Below are 21,792 nucleotides of genomic sequence, written 5' to 3' on the forward strand. Positions count from 1 at the left end.
GAGTGAGCAATGGTGGAATTCACGGGCAAGGTCAGTCTCGATATCCGGGATTCCGAACCGGACTGGGGGCCGTTCGCCGCGCCGACCGCGCCCGAGGGAGCGCCCAATGTGCTGTATCTGGTTTGGGACGACACCGGCATCGCCACCTGGGACTGCTTCGGCGGACTGGTCGAGATGCCCACGATGAGCCGGATCGCCGAGCGGGGAGTGCGGCTGTCCCAGTTCCACACCACCGCCCTATGTTCCCCGACCAGGGCGTCGCTGTTGACCGGGCGTAACGCCACCAGTGTCGGCATGGCCACCATCGAGGAGTTCACCGACGGGTTCCCCAACTGTAGCGGACGTATCCCCTTCGAAACCGCTTTGCTCAGTGAGGTTCTCGCCGAACAGGGCTGGAATACCTTCTGCGTCGGCAAGTGGCACCTGACGCCGCTGGAAGAGTCCAACATGGCTGGTACCCGACGGCATTGGCCGACGCAACGGGGATTCGAGCGGTTCTACGGTTTCCTGGGCGGCGAGACCAACCAGTGGTACCCGGATCTGGTCTACGACAACCACCCGGTCGCACCGCCGGCCACCCCCGAGGACGGCTACCACCTGTCCAAGGACATCGCTGACAAGACAATCGAATTCATCCGCGATGCGCAGACCATCGCGCCCGGAAAGCCCTGGTTCGGCTACGTCTGCCCGGGAGCAGGCCACGCCCCGCACCATGTGTTCGCCGAATGGGCTGACCGCTACGCCGGGCGCTTCGACATGGGCTACGAACAGTACCGAGAGATCGTGCTGGCGAACCAGAAGAAGCTGGGACTGGTACCGGAAGACACTGAGCTGTCCGAGGTCAACCCCTACGCCGGCGTTACCAGTGCCGACGGGCAGCCCTGGCCGCTGCTGGACACGGTCCGCCCATGGGACAGCCTCGATGATTCCGAGAAGCGTTTGTTTGCCCGGATGGCTGAGGTGTTCGCGGGTTTCCAGACTTACACCGACGCCCAGATCGGCCGGATTCTGGACTACCTGGAGGAGTCCGGGCAGCTCGACAACACCCTTGTCGTGGTGATCTCCGACAACGGAGCCAGCGGCGAGGGCGGTCCGAACGGATCGCCGAATGAGAACAAGTTCTTCAACGGCTACCTCGACTCCGTCGAAGAGGCGATGAAACTCTTCGATCAGCTGGGTAGCCCGGAAACCTACAACCACTACCCGGTCGGGTGGGCGATGGCGTTCAATACGCCCTACAAGCTCTACAAGCGCTACGCCTCCCACGAGGGCGGTATCGCCGACCCTGCGATCGTCAGCTGGCCCAATGGAATCGCCGCGCGTGGCGAGGTACGCGACACCTATGTCAACGTGTGCGATGTGACCCCGACGGTTTACGACCTGCTCGGCGTCACGCCGCCCGAGACCGTGCGCGGTATTGCCCAGCGGCCGCTGGAGGGCGTGAGTTTCAAAGCAGCGCTGGTTGATCCGGCCGCAGACACCGGAAAGCACACCCAGTTCTACACGATGTTGGGCACCCGCGGCATCTGGCACCGTGGCTGGTTTGCCAACACAGTGCATGCGGCGACCCCATCGGGCTGGAGTCACTTCGATGACGACCGGTGGGAGCTCTACCACCTCGCCGAGGACCGCAGTCAGTGCCACGACCTGGCCGCTGAACATCCCGAGAAACTCACAGAGCTCCAGGCGATGTGGTTCGCCGAGGCCGAGAAATACAACGGACTGCCGTTGGCGGACTTGAACATCTTCGAGATGACCAGTCGGCAGCGGCCCTACCTGGCTGGTGCCCGTACCGACTACACCTACTACCCGAACACCGCCGAGGTGCCGTTGGGGGCGTGCGTGGAGCTTCGCGGCCGGTCATTCTCGGTATTGGCGCGCGTCACGGTGGATTCCGCTGCCGCGGAGGGGCTGCTGTTCAAGCAGGGGGCCCGGCACGGCGGTCATGCGCTGTTCGTTCAGGGCGGCAAGCTGCACTACGTCTACAACTTCCTCGGCGAGCGCGAACAGTGGCTGTCCTCGCCCGGCCCGATCCCGTTGGGGCAGCATATTTTCGGCATCCGGTTCGAGCGCACCGGAACGGTCGAGGGCAGTCACACGCCGATCGGTGAGGCCTGGTTGTACATCGACGACGAGGTGGTCGCCACCCTGCCCGACATGGTCGCCCAGCCGGGAGCCTTCGCCTTGGCCGGTGGCGGGGTCAGCGTGGGGCGCAACACCGGCCAGGCGGTATCTTCGGCGTACCGTGCGCCGTTCGCCTTCACCGGCGGCACCATCGCTGACGTTGCCGTGGATGTCAGTGGCGAGCCGTACCTGGACGTGAAAAGGGCTATCGCGGCTGCGTTTTCGCGGGACTGATGTGATGCTGACGGACCTCGTCGAGATCCCGGCCGGAGTGTTCCGGATGGGATCAACGAGTTTCTATCCCGAAGAGGCGCCCATTCACAGTGTGGCGGTGCAGCCGTTCGCGCTGGAGCGCCATCCGGTGACCAATGCACAGTACGGCGCATTCGTCGCTGCAACCGGCTACGTGACCCTGGCCGAGCAGGAACTCGATGCCGCGCTGTACGGCGACGCCGAACCGGGCGCCCTGGTATTTCATCCAACCGACGGTCCGGTCGACCTGCGTGACTGGCGGCAGTGGTGGCGTTGGATCCCCGGCACCAGCTGGCGGCACCCGTTCGGACCGGACAGCACCGTCGAGGACAAGCCGGATCACCCGGTGGTGCAGGTGGCCTACCCCGATGCGGCAGCTTTCGCCCGGTGGGCGGGGCGCCGGTTGCCGACCGAAGCCGAATGGGAGTACGCCGCTCGGGCCGGCGGCGCGAGCACCTATGCGTGGGGGGAGGAGGAGCGGCCGGGCGGTGTGTTGATGGCCAACACCTGGCAGGGCGACTTTCCGTACCGCAACGACGGCGCCCTGGGCTGGGCCGGAACCTCACCGGTGGGAGCGTTTCCGCCGAACGCCTGGGGCCTGGTCGACATGATCGGCAACGTCTGGGAGTGGACGACCACCGAGTTCTCGGCGCACCATCGGCTCCGGGATCGGCCAGCCCCGCCGAAGGCCTGCTGTACGCCGACCGGCCCCGCCGACCCGAGTATCAGTCAGGCCCTCAAGGGCGGATCGCATCTGTGCGCGCCGGAGTACTGCCACCGCTATCGCCCCGCGGCCCGCTCCCCGCAGTCGCAGGACACGGCGACGAGCCATATCGGGTTTCGCTGCGCGGCGGGCGGGGAGAGATAGCGCGAGCGTGCGCGTCTGTACGCCTTGCCCCGGGGCGTAGTCGCTGTACAGACGCGCACCCTGGCGCCCAAGTGTGTACACCCCACGAGGGCGGTGGGAACGCCTTAGGAGATGGCGTCGATCGCGGTCCAGACCCGCGATTGAAAGTCAGGCGGCAGCGGGATGTAGCCCTGCTTGTTGAGGTTGGCCTGGCCCAGACCGGCGGCGGCCTGCAGGAAGCCCTTGACCGCCTGGCCCACCACCGGATCTGGGTATTTCGAGCAGACGATCTCGTAGCCGGCCAAGACGATCGGATAGACGTCGCCCTGAGTCGGGTTGTAGAACGACGAGATGTCGACCACGAGATCGTTGCCGGCACCGGTGATCTTGGCGCCGGCGATGGTCTTACCGACCGAATCGGTCCCGATGCGCACCGGACGTTTGGACTTGCGGCTGGCCGGGGTTTTGATCTCCGCGGCGAACAGCCCCTGGTCCATGGCAAAGGCCAACTCGTTGTAGCTGATCGCGCCCTCGGTGGTGCGCACCAGCGCTGCGGTGCCCTCGTTTCCCTTGGCGCCGACGCCCACCCCGCCGTTGAACGTCTTGTCCGCCTCTTTGTCCCAGACGCCGCCGGATGCGGCCCGCAGGTAGGCCTGGAAATTCTCGGTGCTGCCGGACAAGTCGCTGCGGTAGACGACGCGGATGTCCTGGGCAGGCATGGGCCCGTTGAGCGCGACGAGGTCCGGATCGTCCCAGCGGCTGATACGGCCATTGAAGATCTTGGCGATGGTGGCCGCGTCCAGTACCAGCGAGTCGACTTCGGGAAGGTTGTAGGTGATGGCCAGCGGCCCGAATGTAATCGGTAGGTGCCAAGCATCCGCACCGCCGCAGCGCTGCTTGGCCAGCGCCCGCTGCCCTGCGTCCAGGGGTGAGTCGGATGCAGCGAAATCTGTTTCCCCAGCGAGGAAGTCGGCGATGCCGGCGCCCGAACCGTTGGCGGTGTAGTCGAGTGTGCGATCGACGCAGGCGGTGCGGTAGACGCCGACGAACTCGGCCATCGCATGCGCCTGCGCGGTCGAACCGCTGGCTTTCAGATCTGTTTTGCCGCCGCAGGTCACGAGCTCACTGGCGTAGGCCAGCGTCATATGGGGCACAGAGCACGCCGACAGTGTCAGCGCGCCCGCAGTCAGCAGGATGCCGGCGGCCGCGGCTGGCGTTCGGGTTGCGACAGCCCGAAAACGATTCATGGCCGTGTGTATAACAACCGAAACCCGCTCATTGTCGAACAGTAGGTAAACGAGGTGCGGGGAAACAGTGACGTCTGAGCGAGTTAGATCGGATTCCGATACGCTTGCCGGCCAGCACGTTTCGGAATATCTCCTGGCCGGCGCGGCTGCCGTCGCCGTTCGCTACCCTGACTGCCGATGATCATCGAGCCCCAATTGGACGAGGCCGGCACTGCGGCGGCGAAGCGGCGCCAAAGACCGCGCTTCCTGACGAGCGCGGTGATCCTGGCCGCGATCGTTGTGGCCTACGTGTCATCGCTGTTCGGCGTCCACACCCTGCAACGCTCGGACAATCCGCTTCCGCCGCTCGACCTGAGCGCGGCGAATCCGGAGGACACCATCGTGCAGGTGCGGCTTCAGGAGCTGAACCCGGTAGCCAACCGACTCGCGGTGGATGTTCTCGTCCACCCCGGAGAGGCGTTGTACGACAAGCGTTTCGACGTACTGAACACCGAGCTTGCGGTGCGGTTGTATCCCCCGAATGACCTGGGGGACCTACATTTTCCCGCGGGGGACGCGCCTGCGCGGGTCAGCACGACAATCGAGGCCTATGGCGCCCCGGGAAACTGGCCCTTCGACACCTACACCACCGAACAGCTGTCGGCAGATGTGTTCGTCGGGACCGGGGAAGGCCGCAAACGGATCCCCGCCCGAGTGGAGGTCACCGGATCGCTGGACGGCTGGGACGCCAGCGTCGCCCGCGTGCATGACGCCAGCAGGACCCGAAACCAGCGAGGCGATGCCGATGCCGCGGTGGTGGTGAAGATCCAGCGGGCCAGGGGGCCGCTGATCTTCGACCTCGGAATCTGCCTGGTCCTGATCAGCCTGCCCACCCTGGCGCTGATCGTGGCCGTCCCGATGGCCATGGGCAGGCGGAAATTTCTGCCGCCATTCGCCACCTGGTACGCCGCCAATCTCTTCGCGATCATCCCGCTGCGCAACATCCTGCCCGGGGCCCCGCCCCCGGGCTCCTGGATCGACCAGGCAATCGTCCAGTGGGTGCTGATCGCGCTGGCGGCGGCGATGGGCCTGTTCATCTACGCCTGGGTGCGGCAAGGGGATGACTGAGGCCGGCCGCGACGCCAGCCCGTCTGCGCCCGGCTTGGCCAGCAATTTGGCGTTGCGGGATCCGTCGCCTAAGCTCTAGGGGTTGCCGTGAGCAGACCTCGGCCAGCGTGAGTTGGCCCTGCGTGCACTTCGGCAATAAGAAGACCATGCACGACCGGGGAGATTCCGGCATGTCACTTGTCATGCCGCGGGTCGTCTCGATTATTGAGGAGATCTGGTGATTCAGCAGGAATCGCGGTTGAAGGTCGCCGACAACACCGGCGCCAAGGAGATCTTGTGCATCCGGGTGCTCGGCGGCTCGTCGCGGCGCTACGCCGGCATCGGTGATGTCATCGTCGCGACCGTCAAAGAGGCCATCCCGGGCGGCAACGTCAAGCGGGGTGATGTCGTCAAGGCCGTCGTGGTGCGCACCGTCAAGGAGCGTCGCCGTGCCGACGGCAGCTACATCAAGTTCGACGAGAACGCGGCCGTGATCATCAAGGCCGACAACGACCCGCGCGGAACCCGCATCTTTGGGCCGGTCGGTCGCGAGCTGCGCGAGAAGAAGTTCATGAAGATCGTCTCGCTGGCACCGGAGGTGTTGTAGATGAAGGTCCATAAGGGCGACACCGTCCTGATCATCGCCGGCAAGGACAAGGGCGCTAAGGGCAAGGTCCTGCAGGCTTTCCCCACCCGCAACCGCGTGCTGGTCCAGGGCGTCAACCGGATCAAGAAGCACGTCGCGAACTCGGCCAACCAGGCCGGTGCCTCCTCGGGCGGGATCGTCACGCAAGAGGCCCCGATCCACGTGTCCAACGTGATGGTCGTCGACTCCGACGGACAGCCCACCCGGATCGGTTACCGGGTGGACGCCGAGTCGGGCAAGAAGGTTCGCGTCTCCAAGCGCAACGGCAAGGACATCTAGAGATGACGACTGCAGAAAAGATCCAGCCCCGGCTGAAGGTGCGCTACCGCGAAGAGATCCGCGACGCGCTCAACAAAGAGTTCAACTACGCCAACGTGATGCAGATTCCGGGCGTGGTGAAGGTCGTGGTGAACATGGGTGTCGGCGAAGCCGCCCGGGACGCCAAGCTGATCAACAACGCGGTCACCGACCTGGCCGCGATCACCGGCCAGAAGCCGGAGATCCGTAAGGCCCGCCTGTCCATCGCACAGTTCAAGCTGCGCGAGGGCATGCCGATCGGTGCCCGGGTCACCCTGCGCGGTGACCGGATGTGGGAGTTCCTGGACCGACTGACCTCGATCGCTCTGCCGCGTATCCGCGACTTCCGCGGGCTGTCGGCCAAGCAGTTCGACGGTTCCGGCAACTACACCTTCGGGCTGGCCGAGCAGTCGATGTTCCACGAGATCGACGTGGACTCCATCGACCGTCCGCGGGGGATGAACATCACCGTCGTCACTTCGGCGACCAACGACGACGAAGGACGAGCGCTACTGCGGGCTCTCGGCTTTCCGTTCAAGGAGAACTGACCATGGCTAAGAAGGCGTTGGTTATCAAGGCGGCCCGCAAGCCCAAGTTCGCGGTGCGCGCCTACACCCGCTGCAACAAGTGCGGCCGCCCGCGCGCGGTGCTCCGGAAGTTCGGCCTGTGCCGAATTTGCCTGCGCGAAATGGCGCACGCCGGCGAGCTGCCGGGTGTGCAGAAGAGCAGCTGGTGAGGGTGGAGGAGCAGCCTAAATGACTATGACGGATCCCATCGCGGACTTCCTGACCCGTCTGCGTAACGCCAACTCGGCGTACCACGACGAGGTGACCCTGCCGCACTCGAAGATCAAGGCGAACATCGCCGAGATCCTCAAGCGTGAGGGTTACATCACCGACTACCACGTCGAAGACGCCCGGGTGGGCAAGGCGCTGGTGGTCAACCTCAAGTACGGCCCGAACCGGGAGCGCAGCCTCGCCGGTCTGCGCCGGGTGTCCAAGCCGGGCCTGCGGGTCTACGCAAAGTCGACCAGCCTGCCACGGGTGCTCGGCGGCCTGGGCGTGGCGATCATCTCCACGTCCTCGGGTCTGCTCACCGACCGTCAGGCGGCCAGGCAGGGCGTGGGCGGCGAAGTCCTCGCGTACGTGTGGTGAGGGAGTAGCAGACATGTCGCGTATTGGTAAGCAGCCGGTCCCGGTTCCCGCCGGGGTCGACGTGACCATCGATGGTCAGAACGTATCGGTCAAGGGACCCAAGGGCACCCTGGAGCTGGCGGTAGCCGAGCCCATCAGTGTCGCCCGCAACGACGACGGCGCACTTGTGGTGACCCGGCCGGACGACGACCGGCGTAACCGGTCCTTGCACGGTCTGAGCCGCACCCTGTTGGCCAACCTGGTCACCGGTGTGTCGGAGGGCTACCTCCGCAAGATGGAGATCTTCGGCGTCGGCTACCGCGTCGTGCTCAAGGGCAGCGACCTGGAGTTCGCGCTGGGCTACAGCCACCCGGTGCTGATCAAGGCTCCGGAGGGCATCACCTTCGCGGTGGAGACGCCCACGAAGTTCTCGGTTTCGGGCATCGACAAGCAGAAGGTCGGCCAGATCTCGGCGAACATCCGCCGCCTGCGCCGCCCCGACCCCTACAAGGGCAAGGGCGTGCGCTACGAGGGTGAGCAGGTTCGCCGCAAGGTCGGAAAGACAGGTAAGTAGTCATGGCGCAATCACAAGCAGGCACCGCGGACCGCAAGCCCGTCGGTCAGAACATCTCCGAGGTTCGGCGCACGCACCGGATTCGTCGGCACGCGCGGCTGCGCAAGAAGGTCGCCGGCACGGCCGAGCGTCCGCGCCTGGTGGTGCACCGCTCCTCGCGGCACATCCACGTCCAGCTGGTCGACGACCTTGCCGGTCACACGGTGGCTGCGGCGTCGTCGATCGAAGCCGACGTGCGGGGTGTGGACGGCGACAAGAAGGCCCACAGTGTGCGGGTCGGCCAGCTGATCGCCGAGCGCGCCAAGGCCGCCGGTGTCGACAGCGTGGTGTTCGACCGGGGTGGCTACACCTACGGCGGGCGGATCGCGGCGCTGGCTGAGGCGGCGCGCGAGGGCGGATTGAAGTTCTGATGACTGACGTGAAGATGACTGGAAGGACCGCATGATGGCGGAGCAGCCGACAGCCTCGGCAGGTCCCGACACGGGCAGTGCCCCCCGCAGCGACGGGCGCGACAACCGTGACAACCGGGGTGGACGTGGTGGCCGTGACGGCGGCCGTGGCGGCCGCGACAACCGTGACGGCGACAAGAGCAACTACCTGGAGCGCGTCGTCGCGATCAACCGGGTGTCCAAGGTGGTCAAGGGTGGCCGCCGGTTCAGCTTCACCGCGCTGGTGATCGTCGGCGACGGCAAGGGATTGGTCGGGGTCGGCTACGGCAAGGCCAAAGAGGTGCCCGCCGCAATCGCCAAGGGCGTCGAGGAGGCCCGCAAGGGCTTCTTCCGGGTGCCGCTGATCGGTGGCACCATCGTCCACCCGGTCCAGGGTGAAGCCGCCGCCGGTGTGGTGTTCCTGCGTCCGGCCAGCCCCGGTACCGGTGTTATCGCCGGTGGTGCGGTGCGTGCCGTGCTGGAATGCGCCGGGGTGCACGACATCCTGTCCAAGTCGCTGGGCAGCGACAATGCGATCAACGTGGTGCATGCCACCGTGGCTGCACTGAAGATGATCCAGCGTCCCGAAGAAGTGGCGGCCCGACGTGGCCTGCCCATCGAAGATGTGGCGCCGGCCGCGATGCTCAAGGCTCGTCGCGAGAGCGACGCTCTGGCTGCCGCTGCGGCGCGGGAAGGCACGGGGTAGTCATGGCAAACCTGAAGATCACCCAGGTCCGCGGCACCATCGGTGCACGCTGGAAGCAGCGCGAGAGCCTGCGCACCCTGGGCCTGCGCAAGATCCGCCAGTCGGTGGTGCGTGAGGACAACCCGCAGACTCGTGGGCTGATCCGGGTTGTTCACCACCTCGTGCATGTGGAGGAAGCAGAATGACCATCAAGCTGCACGACCTGCGCCCTGCGCCCGGGTCGAACACCAAGAAGACCCGCGTCGGCCGCGGTGAGGGCTCCAAGGGTAAGACCGCGGGCCGAGGCACCAAGGGCACCAAGGCACGCAAGAACGTGCCGGTCCGGTTCGAGGGTGGGCAGATGCCGATCCACATGCGGCTGCCCAAGCTGAAGGGCTTCCGCAACCGGTTCCGCACCGAGTACGAGGTCGTCAATGTTGGCGACATCAACCGGTTGTTCCCGGAGGGCGGGACCATCGGTCTCGACGAACTGGTCGCCAAGGGTGCCGTCCGGAAGAACACACTGGTCAAGGTGCTCGGTGATGGCAAGTTGACGGTCAAGGCCGACGTCACCGCCCACAAGTTCAGCGGCAGCGCCCGCGACAAGATCACCGCAGCCGGAGGCACCGCCACCGAGCTGTAGGAGACGGTCTCTCTAGCTCCACAATCGTTCACAGAAACGCACCCCACCACGCCGGTGGGGTGCGTTTTTGTCCCACGCGCATGTGGTCTTTCTGCTGGGCATCGATCGACTCAGCGTCACAGCGTGTCTCCAGCGGTATCACAGTGTCCCTGAACCTGGTGGTGAGTCTCAACTCATGTTAAATTGTCTATCTTCATAGGCGAATGTAAATTAACGTCAGCGTCGCGAACGGCGGCGAGCCGTCAGCTACACCGGGAAGAGATCACCATGAGTAGTCGCAATCAGGTCCGAATGGATGGCGGTTCGTCCACCGCCGCGCGTCGTCGGGTAGTGGGTGCTGGAAGCGCGGTTGCAGCCTTCTTGGCGTTCGGGATGGCGCCGCTGGCGAGCGCGCCGACCGCGCAAGCCGACTTCGGCATTGAGGACGCGATCGACTCGCTGATCGAATCGATGACCGCAGGTCTCGATCCGGCGGCCCTGTCGTTGAACAGCTCCAACTTTGACAGTCTGCTCGCCGGCATGGGCGCGCTCCCCGGCGCCGCGCCCGCCAACGACTGGGGTTTCGAGAATGACCCGCTGGGCTGGCTGGACCAGTTCGTCTGGCAGTCCTATGCCGGTCTGTACAACGGCGTGGATGACCTCAGCCAGTTGTGGATCCAGTACGGCGGGCCCATCAACGACCTGATCAACCTGCCGTTTGTGGCGCTGTTCGGCCGTGACCTGATCGGTAACGGCATCGAGGGTGATGTCATCAACCAGTCGCTGATCGGCGGCCTGGCTCCGCAGCTCTTCGGAAACCTGCACGACGGTGGTTTCCTGTTCGGTGACGGTGGCGCTGGTGCGGCCGGCGCGGTCGACATCAACAACGGGATCGGCGGAGCCGGTGGCGACGCGGGCCTGTTCGGCAACGGCGGCGTCGGGGGCATCGGGGCTGCGGGTGCGAACGGTGGCGCCGGTGGTGAAGGCGGCTGGTTCTTCGGCGACGGCGGTGCCGGCGGTGCCGGCGGTGCGGCAAGCGGCGACGCGGACTGCGGCTGCGACATTGCCGGTGCTGGTGGTGTGGGCGGCGACGCGCACTTCCTGTTCGGGAATGGCGGTATCGGCGGTGCCGGCGGTGCCGGCGTGGCCGGCGTGACCGGGCTGGACTCAACCAGCGCGAACGCGGCCGGCGGCAACGGTGGTATGGGCGGTCTCGGTGGCGACGGCGGCAACGGCGGCAAGGGCGGCATCCTGATCGGTGTCGGTGGCGACGGCGGAGCTGGTGGTGCCGGCGGCGCCGGTGGCTTCGGCGGCGCCGGGTTCGCCGGTGTCGACGGCGTGAACGCCGTCCCAGGTAGCGGTGGTGCTGGCACGGCAGGCACCAACGGCACCAACGGCGGCGACGGTGGAGCGGGCGGTTGCGGTGGCAACGGCGGTCTGGCCGCGACTGGCGGGCACTTCGGTGCGTCCGGTCTGGCCGGTCTCGGTGGTGCCGGTGGTGCCGGCGGTAACTCCGGGGTCGGTGGCGACGGGTACCGCCGGCCAGCCCGGGGTCTAGCGACTCACGGCGGAAACCGAACCTGGGAAGCCCCGCACGCTTCGGGCGTGCGGGGCTTCGCCTGCGCTGGCGGCCCCGGATATGTCCGGCGGCGCCGGTAGGCTCAAAATCATGTTCTCCCTGCTGCCCGGCGCGCCCGGCCTGGATGACCTGCGCGGCGTCGCGCGTCGCATCGACACCGCCCGGCACCACGGTGTGCCCAGCGGTGTCGTCCTCGAACTCGATCTGCAGGAACTCCCACACGAGACCGGCGGCTTCGATCCGTTGGCGCTCATCCGATCCGGTGGCCGACCGCCGATGCTGCGCGACGTGGTGGCTGCGATCCACCGGGCAGCGCAAGACCCGCGGGTCGCGGGACTGATTGCCCGCGTGCAGCTGTCGTCGGCGGCCGCCGGGCCGGTGCAGGAGCTGCGGGCCGCGATCGCCGACTTCACCGCCGTCAAGCCGTCGCTGGCGTGGGCCGAAACCTATCCGGGCACGCTGTCCTATTACCTGGCTTCGGCGTTCGGCGAGGTCTGGATGCAGCCATCGGGGACCCTCGGGCTGATCGGCTTCGCCACCAATGCGACCTTCCTGCGCGGCGCGTTGGACAAGGCCGGCATCGAGGCGCAGTTCGTCGCCCGCGGCGAATACAAGTCGGCGGCCAACCTGTTCACCCAGGACTCCTACACTGACGCGCACCGCGAGGCCGACACCGCCCTGGTGGAGAGCCTGCACGCTCAGGTGCGCGCGGCCGTCGCCGAGTCCCGCAAGCTCGATGCCGAGGCCGTTGACGCCCTGGCCGACCGGGCACCGCTGCTGCGTGATGACGCGGTGGCCTCGGGCCTGATCGACCGGATCGGCTTCCGTGACGAGGCGTACAACCGGATGGCCGAATGGGCCGGAGCCGGGGACAGCACCGGCGCCGACGAGGACGGCGCACCGCCGCGGCTGTATCTGGGGCGCTATGCCCACGCGACGGCCGGCGGTGCGGGATCGGCCTTGCCTGGGCGCAAGCCCAAGCCGGCGATCGCCGTGGTGACGGTGGCCGGGGCGATCGTCAGTGGCTCGGGCGGGCCGCAGCTGTCACCGCTGGGCAACCGCAATGTCGGTGGGGACACGATCGCCGCGGCGCTGCGTGAGGCCGCGGCCGACGAGGAGGTCGCCGCCATCGTGCTGCGGGTGGACAGCCCGGGCGGCTCGGTCACCGGGTCCGAAACCATCTGGCGGGCGGTGCAGCAGGCCCGCGCCGCGGGCAAGCCGGTGGTGGCCTCGATGGGCGCCGTCGCGGCTTCCGGCGGGTACTACATCTCCGCGGGCACCGACACCATCGTGGCCAACCCCGGCACCATCACCGGATCCATCGGGGTGGTGACCGGCAAGCTGGTCGCCCGCCAGCTCAAGGACCGCCTGGGAGTGGGGACCGATTCGGTGCGCACCGGTGCCAACGCCGACGCCTGGTCGATCAACGCCCCGTTTACCGCCGAGCAGCGGGGGCAGGTCGAGACCGAAGCCGATCTGTTCTACAACGACTTCGTGGCGCGGGTGGCGCAAGGCCGCAACCTGTCCACCGATGCGGTGGACGCGGTGGCGCGCGGGCGGGTGTGGACCGGCGCCGACGCGGCCGAACGCGGTCTGGTCGACGAGCTGGGCGGGCTGCGCACGGCGGTGCGCCGCGCCAAGGTGCTGGCCGGGATCGACGCCGACGCCCGGGTCCGCACCGTGTCTTACCCCGGTTCGTCGTGGTGGGAGTTCGTCAGGCCGCGCCAGTCGTCGCAGCCGGCGGCAGCGCTGTCGGATGCGGTCGGCAGCCTACTGGTGCGGTCGCTGGCCGGGATCGTCGACCAGGTCGAACGCTCGGTCAACGGTGCGCACGTGCTGTGGCTGGGGGAGTCGCGCTGGTAAAGCGCGTAACTTAGAATCAACAATTCTCTTCACGGCAGTAAAAGCTCGGTAACACGTCTTTAACGGGCGCCGCCCATGCTTAGAGCCATGAAACGGTTACTGCTGCTGGCGGGTCTGAGCGCGATGGTCGGCCTGGCCGCCCCCGCCAACGCCACGCCCTCCGGCGTCGATGGGCAGTTTCTGGCCACCCTCTCGGGTGCCGGGCTGAGCCACCGTGCCGGCGACCAGGCAACCGTGTCGGCCGGCCGCGCGGTATGCCAGCTGATGGACGCCGGATTGTCCCCGATGGACACCGTCGTCGCAGTGCAGGCCACCAACCCGGGATTCACCATTCAGACGGCCGGCCAGTTCGCTGCGATCTCCACGGCGCACTACTGCCCCCAGTACATGTAGCACCGCGGTCACCCGCCGAGCGAATGCGTCGATAGCCAGTCCGCAGGGCGCCCGAAAGTGCGTTGGTGCGCGGCACTGAACGAACCTGTCCGTAATTTTGCTGGGCCGATCCCCTCCGCAAGGTATCGCGGCCTGACATTTGCCTGGGCGGAACGCGAGGCTCGGTCGATCGCCCACCTTTGGGGCGGCGGCGGCAACGGCCACGATAGTCTGATGAACGCATAAGTCAGTCTGAGAGACAAATTTCCCATTTGAAGAAGTAATGACGGGACCGTAGGTATTTTTACCTAATTGTGGCGGCAGTCACAAACGTCGGTAAACCATGAGGTTGGCCATATGGCGTACCTCTCAATTGCGGCAAATTCTCAGCTCAGGCATGGTTTATCGGGCGACGATCCTCCGTGGAAACCTAAGTTTCGATTCGTCGGAAACGTCAAATTCGGCTACTTTGCTGGACGAGTGACCCAAGTTGTGGTCCATGGGTTCTAGCTGAGCCCGAAATGAATTTGACGTGAATTCGGAATTGAGGGATTCGGCATGAATCAAAGTCGTGATCGCCGGCAAGGCAACCGCTCAGGTGGCGTCAGTCGTCGGGTAGCCGGCGCAGGCAGCGCGGTCGGCGCATTTCTGGCATTTGGCGTGGCTCCGGTGGCAAGTGCCCCGTCTGCCAGTGCTGACTTCGATGACCTCTTCTCGCAGCCGATCCTGGAGATGTTCGACTCCTGGTCTGCGGGGGACTTCACCAGCCTCGACGCCGGTGCCGCGTTCGACTCCAGCCTGTTCGCCTTCGACCCCACCCAGCCGTTGGGCCCGTGGCTGGCGGAGATGGACCACGTGCTCTACTCGGGATTCCAGGACTACGTCTACCTGCCGTTGTACGCCGTCGGTCAAGACCTGATGGGCTACGCCGAGCCGTTGCTCAACATCGTCAACCAGCCTTTTGTCGACCTGTTCGGGCGAGTGCTGATCGGTAACGGCATCGACGGCTTCGACGGCGTCAACGACTCGCTGCTGGGCAGCTCGGGACTCTTCGGCAACCTCGGCGATGGTGGGTTCTTGTTCGGTGACGGTGGCGCCGGCGCGGCCGGAAACGCGATCAATGCCGACGGTGGGTTCGGTGGTGCGGCCGGACTGATCGGCAACGGCGGCGCCGGCGGCGCCGGGCTCGACGGCGTTGCCGGCGGCGACGGCGGTGCTGGCGGTGACGGCGGTGCCGGCGGCTGGCTGCTGGGCAACGGTGGCCTGGGCGGCGCCGGTGGTGCCGGTGGAATCGGCGGTGGCGCCGGTGGTTTCGGCGGCAACGGTGGCGCGGCCATCTTCATCGGCAACGCCGGTGCCGGTGGTGCCGGTGGCGCCGGAGGCTTCGGCGGCGACGGCGCCGACGGAGCCACTTTCGGCGCGAGTGGTGACAACNCGACGGCGGTGCCGGCGGCCCCGGTGCTGCCGGCGGCAACGGCAGTGCTGCGAACCCCGACGGTGGCGCCGGTGGTAACGGCGGCAGCGGTGGTAACGGCGGCAGTGGCGGTAACGCAGCCGGCGGCAACGCCGGGGGGAAGGGCGGCGCGGCCAACAACCCCAATGGCACCGGAGGTCAAGACGGCGCCACCGGCACCGACGGCACTCCCGGCGGTCCCGGCGCCGCCGGGCCGGGTGGCCCGGCCGGTGGCGGCGGCTCGGCGGCCGGCGGCGGCACCGCAGGTCCGCCCGGGCAGCCCGGCGAGGGCGGCAAGGGTGGCGGCGTTATCCCGCCCAGCTGATAGCGGGGCGCACGGCGCTATGACTGTGGCCGCCGGTCCTTCGGGATCGGCGGCCACCGTCGCTGTGACGAGGTCAGGACTGTAGTCGGGCGCCCAGCACGTCGCGGAACAATGCCTGGCGCAACGCGAGTTCGCGCGGATCGCTGTAGAGGTGAAAACCCAGGCGGTTCATCACGTAGGAATAGCCAATGCCGGTGTCGGGGTCGGCGAATCCGAACGAGCCGCCGAAACCGGGTGTGCCATAAGCACTATCCGAAGAGCCGAAGGCAGAGCCGAAAGCCGGCTTTGACAGCCCCAATGCGAACACCACCTTGACGCCCAACACTTTGTCGCGTTCGCCGCGCGACGGCGGTGCCGGCATCGCGGTGAGCTCGTCGTGCACACCGGGGCTTAGCGGGAGTGCCGGATCCGCGGTCGCGGCGGCGCCGTAGAGCCGCGCGATCGCCGATGCGGAACCGATCCCGTTGGCGGACGGGATCTCCACGGCCCGCACGTCATCGCGGTTGTAGTCGCCATCCCAGGGCTTGATGTCGCGGGGCATGGAACTCGCTCGCCCCAGCAGCCCGAACGGATTGAACGAGGCCGCCACCAGGGCCGCCGGCATCACCCTGAGGTGCAGCAGGGACTCGGCCCGTTTCCACTGGTGCAACAACGCGACCTGATCGCGGGTTACCGAACTCGGCAGCCCGATGTGCAGGTCCAGTCCCAGGGGCCGGGCGATTTCGTCGGCGAAGAACCGGCCCAGGCTGCGGCCCGCCGGGTCGGTGCGGCGGATGAGCTCGGATTCGTACCAGCCCAATGTGATCGCGTGATACCCGTGCCGGGTGCCCGGCGCCCAGAGTGGTTTTTGAGCGGCGAGCATGGGCGCCAGTCGATTTGGGTCGGCGACGTCGGCCAGGGTGGGTGCGGGCTTTAGCGAGCTCAGCCCGGCCTGATGGCCCAGCAGTTGGCGGACCGTGACGTCACCCTTGCCGGCCTGGGCGAACTCCGGCCAGTGGGTTGCGACCTTGTCGTCGTAGCTGAAAAGTCCCCGCGAGACCGATAGCGCCACGGCCAGGGCCGCCACGCCCTTGGTGCTCGAGAAGACGTTGACCATGGTGTCGGGCTGCCATGGTGCGTGCGCAACCCCGTCCCGGTAGCCGCCCCACAGGTCCACGACTTTGACGCCGTCGCGGTAGACCGAGACTGCGGCGCCGACCTCGCGGCCGCTGGCGAAGTTGGCCCGGAAGGCATCGGCGACCTTGCCGTAGCCCACGTCGACGTCTCCGCCGATCCGATCTTGCGGAACCGTGACCCTGAGCACCATGGGGTGGTTATACCGCTGCCGGAGGACCGCTCGGTGCGGAACGGCGATTTCGCAGGACTATCAGGTGCGAATCGCCTCGATCGCAACCGAATTGCGCAACCGGGCCACGATCTCACCGTCGGGAAAGACGCGACCGTAGTGGGCGAACACGGCCTCTCGGCCGCGCTCGCGCACCTGCCATCCGCGCTCGGTCAGATATGTCCCGACCGGGTTTCGCTCGCCGGAGTACACCAGGGTGGCGATGTCCAGATCCAGACCCTGGTCGGCGAAGCGCTGACCCAGCGACTGGTTCGAGTCGCTCAGCATGGCCGCGCCGTCGGGGTGGTATTCGGTGGCCACCCGGCTACCCGGGGCGCTCAACGCGGTGATGTGGTCGAAGAGCCGGTCCTGCGCTTCCGGCGGCAGATAGATGAGCAGGCCCTCTGCACTCCACGCCGTGGGCTTCGTCTCGTCAAAACCGCTGGCGCGCAACGCGGCCGGCCAGTTGTCACGCAGATCGACGGCCACGGCGCGGCGATCGGCGGTCGGCTGAGCTCCCAGGGCGGCCAGGGTGCGGGACTTGAACTCGATGACGTCCGGCTGGTCGATCTCGTAGACCACGCTGCCGGCCGGCCAGCCCAGTCGGTAGGCCCGCGAATCCAGTCCGGCGGCCAGGATGACCGACTGCTGGATGCCGGCGTCCGCGGCCTGCAGGAAGAAGTCGTCGAAGAACCGGGTGCGCACCGCCATCACGGCGGTCATCGGCTCGGCGGCGGTCTTGGCTTCGGCGGCCACCGCCGGGTCCAGCGTGCCGTCGACCATCTTGGTGAAGAAGTCGATGCCGACCGCACGCACCAGCGGCGCCGCGAACGGGTCGGAGATGATCGGCTCGGCTTCCACGGTGGCCAGCGCGCGGGCGGCGGCGACCATGGTGGCGGTGGTGCCCACGCTGGAGGCCAGGTCCCAGCTATCGTTCTCGGTGCGTGCCATGGCCGTCAGCCCCGGACCGCACTGATGTAGGCCAGCTTGCCGAAGCCGGGCTCCGCGTCGATATCCAGCGGTGGCAGCCCGTACTCGGCGAACAGGGCGCCGACGTCGTGACTGTCGACCCGCCAGTCGTGGCCGGCCAGATAACTACCGGCCTCGTTGCGGTCCCCGAAGTAGAGCAATTCGGCCATGTCGATGTCGACCCCGTGGCTGCGCATCCGTTCCGCGGATTCCTGCATGCGCCGGCGGGCCTGTGCTTCGGTGTCGGCGTCGAGGCCCGGCATGCTCTCGGTGGCGATCCGGCTGCCCGGTGCGCTCAGTGCGGTCACGGTGTCCAGCAGCCGATCCTGCGCGTCCGGGGGCAGGTAACCCAGCAGCCCCTCCGCGCTCCAGGCGGTCGGCAGGGCGGGGTCGAAGCCGGCCGCCTGTAGCGCCGTCGGCCAATCCTCGCGCAGGTCGATCGAGACGGTGCGCCGGGTGGCGGTGGGCTGCGCGCCCTGCTCGGCCAGCACCCGGGTCTTGAATTCGATCACCTCGGGCTGGTCGATCTCATAGACAACGGTGCCGGCCGGCCAGTCCAGTCGGTAGGCGCGCGAGTCCAGCCCGGACGCCAGGATGACTACCTGGCGGATGCCGGCGGCACCGGCGTCGGTGAAGAAGTCATCGAAGAATCGGGTGCGGGCCGCCATGTTGTCGGCCATCCGGGCCAGGTCCATCGGAGCCTGGTCGCCGAAGTCTTCCGGGGCGATCTCGCCGCTGGCCAACTTGGTGAACAGGTCTAGGCCGACGGCGCGCACCAAAGGCTCGGCGAATGGGTCGTTGATCAGGGGATGGGCGGCCCGGCTGGCGACCGCACGGCCCACAGCCACGCCGGTGGCGGTGATGCCCACGCTGGAGGCCAGGTCCCAGGTGTCTCCATCAAATCGGGCGTTACGTGCCATGGTGCGTACTCCTATCTATCTAGCCCTGCTGGTCGAGTGCCGCAGGGAAGTTAGTTAGCGTGTTTAACGAGCCATCGGTGACTGTACGCCGCTACGCTGGTCGCACGCTGGCAGTGCCGCCAACGCCCGCCCGGCCCGCGGTGCGCAGCTGTTACTCTCGTAGACTGCTGACGCGCCTAAGACACGCGTGGCCTTGTCGTGATCGGCCGGCACGTGGACGCGAAAACGCAGGACTAACCCAGGACTAACCGGGGCTGGGACAGAACAGCCCATTGGAACGCCGCGACCGAACCTCGGCTGCGCAGGAGGAGAAGAGTGTTCTCGGCTTTCATCTCATCACTGCGGACGGTCGACCTGAGGCGCAAGATCTTGTTCGCGCTGGGCATCATCGTGGTGTACCGCCTGGGAGCCGCGATCCCGTCGCCCGGTGTCGACTACCAGAACGTGCAGCAGTGCATCAAAGAAGTCAGCGGTGGCGACGCCGCGCAGGTGTACTCGCTGATCAACCTGTTCTCCGGCGGCGCACTGCTGCAGCTGACGGTGTTCGCCATCGGCGTGATGCCCTACATCACCGCCAGCATCATCGTGCAGCTGCTCACCGTGGTGATCCCGCGCTTCGAGGAACTGCGTAAAGAAGGCCAGTCCGGCCAGAACAAGATGACGCAGTACACCCGTTATCTGACGGTCGCGCTGGCCGTTCTGCAGGCCACCAGCATCGTGGCGTTGGCCGCCAACGGCGGACTGTTGCAGACCTGCAGCCTGCGACACGACATCATCTCCGACCACAGCATCTTCACCCTGATGGTCATCGTGCTGGTGATGACCTCCGGCGCGGTGCTGGTGATGTGGCTCGGTGAGCTGATCACCGAGCGCGGCATCGGCAACGGCATGTCGCTGCTGATCTTCGTCGGTATCGCCGCCCGCATTCCGATCGAGGGCAAGACCATCCTGGACTCCCGCGGCGCGGTGGTGTTCACCATGGTCCTTTTGGCGGCACTGGCCATCGTCGTCGGCGTGGTCTTCGTGGAGCAGGGCCAGCGCCGTATCCCGGTGCAGTACGCCAAGCGCATGGTGGGCCGGCGCATGTATGGCGGCACTTCGACGTACCTGCCGCTGAAGGTCAACCAGGCCGGCGTTATCCCGGTCATCTTCGCCTCGTCGCTGATCTACATTCCGCAGCTGATCACGCAGTTGGTCCACAGTGGCAGCGGGGGGCCCGGCAACAGCTGGTGGGACAAGTTCGTCAGCACCTACTTGTCCGATCCGTCCAACTTCGTCTACATCGGCATGTACTTCGGCCTGATCATCTTCTTCACGTACTTCTACGTGTCCATCACGTTCAACCCCGACGAGCGGGCCGACGAGATGAAGAAGTTCGGTGGCTTCATTCCGGGCATCCGGCCGGGACGCCCGACCGCGGACTACCTGCGCTACGTGCTCAGCCGGATCACGCTGCCGGGCTCGATCTACCTCGGCATCATCTCGGTGCTGCCGAACCTGTTCCTGCACATGGGCAGCTCGGGCACCGTTCAGAACCTGCCCTTCGGCGGCACCGCGGTGCTGATCATGATCGGCGTCGGTCTGGACACGGTGAAGCAGATCGAGAGCCAGCTCATGCAGCGCAACTACGAAGGGTTCCTCAAGTGAGAGTCGTACTGCTGGGACCGCCGGGGGCCGGCAAGGGCACCCAGGCGGCGAAGCTGGCGGAGAAGCTGGGAGTCCCGCAGATCTCCACGGGCGATCTGTTCCGCCACAACATTGCCGAGGGCACCGAGCTGGGCAAGCAGGCCAAGCAGTACCTCGATGCAGGCGACCTGGTGCCGCCCGAGCTGACCAACGCGCTCGTCGAAGACCGGATCGACCAGCCCGATGCCGCGGGCGGCTTCATCCTCGACGGCTACCCCCGCTCGGTGGAGCAGGCCGAGGCGCTGCACGCCATGCTGGAAAGCCGGCAGACCAAACTGGATGCGGTGCTCGAGTTCCGGGTCACCGAGAGCGAACTGCTCAAGCGGCTCAAGGAACGTGGTCGCGCCGACGACACCGCTGAGGTCATCCACAACCGGATGATGGTCTACCGCGAAGAGACCACCCCGTTGCTGGACTACTACCAGGACGAGCACGACCTGCATGTTGTGGACGCGCTGGGCACGCTCGATGAGGTGTTCACCCGCGCCCTGAACGCCCTGGGACAGTAGTGATCGGACTGCCGAAGCGGCGCAAAGCGGTGCCGCATCGCAGCCCGGGTGAGCTCGACGCGATGGCCGCGGCAGGCGCCGTCGTCGCTGCCGCACTGGCCGCAGTCCGCGAAGCGGCGGCCGTCGGCGTCTCGACACTGCAATTGGACGAAATCGCCGAATCGGTGATCCGGGACGCGGGCGCCACGCCGTCGTTCCTGGGCTATCACGGATTCCCGGCGTCGATCTGCAGCTCGGTCAACGACCGGGTGGTGCACGGCATCCCGACGGCGGCCGAGGTGCTGGTGGCGGGTGATCTGGTGTCCATCGACTGCGGCGCGATCCTGGACGGCTGGCACGGCGACGCCGCGGTCACGTTCGGGATCGAGACGCTGAGTGCGGCCGACGAAAACCTGTCCGCCGCAACCCGACAGGCGATGGAGGCCGGAATCGCCGCGATGGTGGTGGGCAACCGACTCAGCGACGTTTCGCACGCCATCGAAATGGGCGCCCGCGCCGCGTCGACTGAGTTCAAACGCTCGTTCGGCATCGTTGCCGGCTACGGCGGCCACGGTATCGGCCGCCAGATGCACATGGACCCCTTCCTGCCCAACGAGGGATCGCCGGGCCGGGGACCGCTGCTGGTGGCGGGCTCGGTGCTGGCCATCGAGCCGATGCTGACCCTGGGAACCGACCAGACCGTGATCCTCGAAGACGAGTGGACCGTCGTCACCGCCGACGGATCCCGCGCCGCGCACTGGGAGCACAGCGTCGCGGTGACCGAGGACGGGCCCAGAATTCTGACCCGCCCGGCCGCCGGCTGACCCGTCGGGGATTTGAACCAAACTCCCCGCTGAACCGTGTCACCACGG

Annotated in this window: 23 protein-coding genes; 19 read left to right on the forward strand and 4 right to left on the reverse strand. The window is 66.9% G+C overall.

Annotated features, from left to right (window positions below):
* The first annotated feature begins 9 nt into the window (after nucleotides 1-9).
* Together BN4346_RS29790 and BN4346_RS29795 are read left to right on the forward strand one after the other, a co-directional pair.
* Nucleotides 10-2,358: an arylsulfatase gene (locus tag BN4346_RS29790; protein WP_067969779.1), complete on the forward strand. Its 2,349-nt coding sequence runs from the start codon at nucleotides 10-12 to the stop codon at nucleotides 2,356-2,358.
* A gap of 4 nt (nucleotides 2,359-2,362) precedes the next feature.
* Nucleotides 2,363-3,244, forward strand: coding sequence for a formylglycine-generating enzyme family protein (locus tag BN4346_RS29795; protein ID WP_067970013.1), 882 nt, complete (start codon nucleotides 2,363-2,365; stop codon nucleotides 3,242-3,244).
* Nucleotides 3,245-3,348: 104 nt separating this feature from the next.
* On the opposite strand, the gene pstS is transcribed toward BN4346_RS29795, so the two are convergent.
* The gene (gene pstS, locus BN4346_RS29800; protein ID WP_067969783.1) at nucleotides 3,349-4,470 is read right to left on the reverse strand and encodes a phosphate ABC transporter substrate-binding protein PstS; all 1,122 of its coding nucleotides are present in this window, start codon (nucleotides 4,468-4,470) and stop codon (nucleotides 3,349-3,351) included.
* 177 nt (nucleotides 4,471-4,647) lie between these two features.
* On the opposite strand from pstS, the gene BN4346_RS29805 reads away from it, so the two are divergent.
* From BN4346_RS29805 to BN4346_RS29870, 14 genes are all read left to right on the forward strand, one after another.
* Nucleotides 4,648-5,577: a DUF4436 domain-containing protein gene (locus BN4346_RS29805; RefSeq protein ID WP_067969786.1), complete on the forward strand. Its 930-nt coding sequence runs from the start codon at nucleotides 4,648-4,650 to the stop codon at nucleotides 5,575-5,577.
* A gap of 217 nt (nucleotides 5,578-5,794) precedes the next feature.
* Nucleotides 5,795-6,163 carry a 50S ribosomal protein L14 gene (rplN, locus tag BN4346_RS29810; RefSeq protein ID WP_067969788.1) on the forward strand — a complete coding sequence of 123 codons (369 nt, stop codon included), beginning with the start codon at nucleotides 5,795-5,797 and terminating at the stop codon, nucleotides 6,161-6,163.
* Nucleotides 6,164-6,481: a 50S ribosomal protein L24 gene (rplX, locus tag BN4346_RS29815; RefSeq protein ID WP_046188192.1), complete on the forward strand. Its 318-nt coding sequence runs from the start codon at nucleotides 6,164-6,166 to the stop codon at nucleotides 6,479-6,481.
* A 2-nt stretch (nucleotides 6,482-6,483) separates the two neighbouring features.
* Nucleotides 6,484-7,047 (forward strand): 50S ribosomal protein L5, encoded by a 564-nt coding sequence (gene rplE, locus BN4346_RS29820; protein ID WP_046285615.1) that lies wholly within the window; start codon nucleotides 6,484-6,486, stop codon nucleotides 7,045-7,047.
* Nucleotides 7,048-7,049: 2 nt separating this feature from the next.
* Nucleotides 7,050-7,235 carry a type Z 30S ribosomal protein S14 gene (locus BN4346_RS29825; RefSeq protein ID WP_024440399.1) on the forward strand — a complete coding sequence of 62 codons (186 nt, stop codon included), beginning with the start codon at nucleotides 7,050-7,052 and terminating at the stop codon, nucleotides 7,233-7,235.
* 19 nt (nucleotides 7,236-7,254) lie between these two features.
* Nucleotides 7,255-7,653 carry a 30S ribosomal protein S8 gene (gene rpsH, locus BN4346_RS29830; protein WP_067969791.1) on the forward strand — a complete coding sequence of 133 codons (399 nt, stop codon included), beginning with the start codon at nucleotides 7,255-7,257 and terminating at the stop codon, nucleotides 7,651-7,653.
* A gap of 13 nt (nucleotides 7,654-7,666) precedes the next feature.
* A complete protein-coding gene (rplF, locus tag BN4346_RS29835; protein ID WP_067969794.1) occupies nucleotides 7,667-8,206 on the forward strand; it encodes a 50S ribosomal protein L6 in 540 nt (179 codons plus the stop codon).
* Nucleotides 8,207-8,208: 2 nt separating this feature from the next.
* On the forward strand, nucleotides 8,209-8,616 hold the full coding sequence (gene rplR, locus BN4346_RS29840) for a 50S ribosomal protein L18 (RefSeq protein ID WP_067969797.1): 408 nt from the start codon (nucleotides 8,209-8,211) through the stop codon (nucleotides 8,614-8,616).
* A 31-nt stretch (nucleotides 8,617-8,647) separates the two neighbouring features.
* Nucleotides 8,648-9,340, forward strand: coding sequence for a 30S ribosomal protein S5 (gene rpsE, locus BN4346_RS29845; RefSeq protein WP_067969799.1), 693 nt, complete (start codon nucleotides 8,648-8,650; stop codon nucleotides 9,338-9,340).
* A 2-nt stretch (nucleotides 9,341-9,342) separates the two neighbouring features.
* Nucleotides 9,343-9,525, forward strand: coding sequence for a 50S ribosomal protein L30 (rpmD, locus tag BN4346_RS29850; protein WP_046318378.1), 183 nt, complete (start codon nucleotides 9,343-9,345; stop codon nucleotides 9,523-9,525).
* Entirely contained in the window at nucleotides 9,522-9,962 is a 441-nt protein-coding gene (rplO, locus tag BN4346_RS29855) for a 50S ribosomal protein L15 (protein WP_024440395.1), read from the forward strand. The genes rpmD and rplO overlap by 4 nt, the downstream gene beginning before the upstream one ends.
* Nucleotides 9,963-10,229: 267 nt before the next feature.
* A complete protein-coding gene (locus BN4346_RS49460; RefSeq protein WP_154677554.1) occupies nucleotides 10,230-11,600 on the forward strand; it encodes a hypothetical protein in 1,371 nt (456 codons plus the stop codon).
* Between the two features lie 10 nt (nucleotides 11,601-11,610).
* The gene (gene sppA / locus BN4346_RS29865) at nucleotides 11,611-13,383 is read left to right on the forward strand and encodes a signal peptide peptidase SppA (protein ID WP_067970016.1); all 1,773 of its coding nucleotides are present in this window, start codon (nucleotides 11,611-11,613) and stop codon (nucleotides 13,381-13,383) included.
* A gap of 87 nt (nucleotides 13,384-13,470) precedes the next feature.
* Nucleotides 13,471-13,776: a DUF732 domain-containing protein gene (locus tag BN4346_RS29870; RefSeq protein ID WP_067969804.1), complete on the forward strand. Its 306-nt coding sequence runs from the start codon at nucleotides 13,471-13,473 to the stop codon at nucleotides 13,774-13,776.
* Nucleotides 13,777-15,606: 1,830 nt separating this feature from the next.
* Here BN4346_RS29870 and BN4346_RS29880 read toward each other — a convergent pair.
* Genes BN4346_RS29880 through BN4346_RS29890 form a run of 3 tightly spaced genes read right to left on the reverse strand, consistent with a single transcriptional unit; the run spans nucleotide 15,607 to nucleotide 18,746 of the window.
* Complete coding sequence (locus BN4346_RS29880) at nucleotides 15,607-16,839, reverse strand: serine hydrolase domain-containing protein (RefSeq protein ID WP_067969810.1); 1,233 nt, start codon at nucleotides 16,837-16,839, stop codon at nucleotides 15,607-15,609.
* Between the two features lie 60 nt (nucleotides 16,840-16,899).
* Nucleotides 16,900-17,808, reverse strand: coding sequence for a class I SAM-dependent methyltransferase (locus BN4346_RS29885; protein WP_067969813.1), 909 nt, complete (start codon nucleotides 17,806-17,808; stop codon nucleotides 16,900-16,902).
* 5 nt (nucleotides 17,809-17,813) lie between these two features.
* Nucleotides 17,814-18,746: a class I SAM-dependent methyltransferase gene (locus BN4346_RS29890; RefSeq protein ID WP_067969816.1), complete on the reverse strand. Its 933-nt coding sequence runs from the start codon at nucleotides 18,744-18,746 to the stop codon at nucleotides 17,814-17,816.
* 315 nt (nucleotides 18,747-19,061) lie between these two features.
* Between BN4346_RS29890 and secY the strand changes: the two genes are divergently transcribed.
* Genes secY through map form a run of 3 tightly spaced genes read left to right on the forward strand, consistent with a single transcriptional unit; the run spans nucleotide 19,062 to nucleotide 21,744 of the window.
* Nucleotides 19,062-20,393: a preprotein translocase subunit SecY gene (gene secY / locus BN4346_RS29895; RefSeq protein WP_067969819.1), complete on the forward strand. Its 1,332-nt coding sequence runs from the start codon at nucleotides 19,062-19,064 to the stop codon at nucleotides 20,391-20,393.
* Nucleotides 20,390-20,941 (forward strand): adenylate kinase, encoded by a 552-nt coding sequence (locus BN4346_RS29900; protein ID WP_067969822.1) that lies wholly within the window; start codon nucleotides 20,390-20,392, stop codon nucleotides 20,939-20,941. The genes secY and BN4346_RS29900 overlap by 4 nt, the downstream gene beginning before the upstream one ends.
* Nucleotides 20,941-21,744, forward strand: a complete 804-nt coding sequence (map, locus tag BN4346_RS29905; protein ID WP_067969825.1) for a type I methionyl aminopeptidase — start codon at nucleotides 20,941-20,943, stop codon at nucleotides 21,742-21,744. Before BN4346_RS29900 ends, map begins: the two co-directional genes overlap by 1 nt.
* Nucleotides 21,745-21,792: the final 48 nt, after the last annotated feature.

The organism is Mycolicibacter icosiumassiliensis (assembly GCF_900078685.2).
Taxonomy (GTDB): Bacteria; Actinomycetota; Actinomycetes; order Mycobacteriales; family Mycobacteriaceae; genus Mycobacterium; species Mycobacterium icosiumassiliensis.